The organism is Mesorhizobium sp. M7A.F.Ca.CA.002.05.1.1 (assembly GCF_003998335.1).
In the GTDB taxonomy this organism is placed as follows: domain Bacteria; phylum Pseudomonadota; class Alphaproteobacteria; order Rhizobiales; family Rhizobiaceae; genus Mesorhizobium.
On sequence record NZ_RZQI01001306.1, the window covers coordinates 1 to 1144 of the forward strand.

Genomic DNA, 1144 nt, shown 5'->3' on the forward strand with positions numbered 1-1144 from the left:
TCGGTTCGATCAGCGGCTGTGCCTCGGCGATGGTCGGGACGCTGTGGGTCAACCAGGGCTGGCCGGTGGCGCTCGCCATTCTGGCCGCTGTCGCCGTCGGCGGCTTTATCGGCGCACTCTACGCGCTGCTGTTCAACCGGCTGGGCATGCCGAGCTTCGTCTCGACGCTGGCCGGTCTGCTGGCGGTGCTTGGCCTGCAGCTCTACATTCTCGGCTCGACCGGCTCGATCAATCTGCCCTACGGCTCGAACCTGGTGAATTTCGGCCAGCTGCTGATGATGCCGAAATTTGTTTCGTTCGCCCTGGCGGCCGTGCCCGGCATCGTCATGCTGGTCACCGGCCTGCGCACCGTTACGCGCCGCCGCGCCGCCAATCTGTCGGCGCCGTCGACCGGCGGCCTGGTTATACGGGCGGTGGTGATCACGGTCATTCTCGAACTCATCGTCTTCTATCTCAACCAGGCGCGCGGCATTCCGTGGATGTTCGGCCTGTTCGTCGGCCTGGTCATATCGATGCATTACGCGCTGACGCGGACCAAATGGGGCCGCTCGATGTCGGCGGTCGGCGGTAACCGCGAGGCGGCAAGGCGCGCCGGCATCAATGTGCGGCTGATCTATTCGAGCGCCTTCGTGCTGTGCTCGATGCTGGCCGCTTTCGGCGGCGTGCTGTCGGCGGCCCGCCTGGCCTCGGCCAGCCAGCAGGCCGGCACCGGCGACGTCAACCTCAACGCCATCGCGGCAGCCGTCATCGGCGGCACCAGCCTGTTCGGCGGTCGCGGCAGTGCGTATTCGGCGCTGCTCGGCATCATCGTCATCCAGTCGATCGCCAGCGGCCTGACGCTGCTCGATCTGTCCTCGTCGCTTCGGTACATGATCACCGGCGCCGTGCTTGCCATCGCGGTCATCGTCGACTCGCTGGCACGCCGCTCGCGTGTCTCCCATGGCCGGGCCTGAACCCATCAACAGGAAGCAAGACATGAGCGAAGAACTGTCCGGAAAAGTTGCCGCCGTCACCGGCGCGGCATCAGGCATCGGCCTCGAATGCGCCAGGCATATGCTGGCGGCCGGCGCCACCGTGGTGCTGGTCGACCGCGCCGAGGCGACGCTGAACAAACTGTGCGCCGAACTCGGCCCCAAGGCGATCC

General features: G+C 66.5%; 2 protein-coding genes. Both read left to right on the plus strand.

Going from position 1 to position 1144, the window contains the following annotated elements:
- Positions 1-953: sugar ABC transporter permease (locus EN939_RS35105; RefSeq protein ID WP_127271929.1), on the plus strand; the 953-nt coding region annotated here is incomplete at its 5' end.
- A gap of 22 nt (positions 954-975) precedes the next feature.
- The coding region (locus EN939_RS35110) for an SDR family NAD(P)-dependent oxidoreductase (protein ID WP_127271931.1) at positions 976-1144 on the plus strand (169 nt) is incomplete at its 3' end.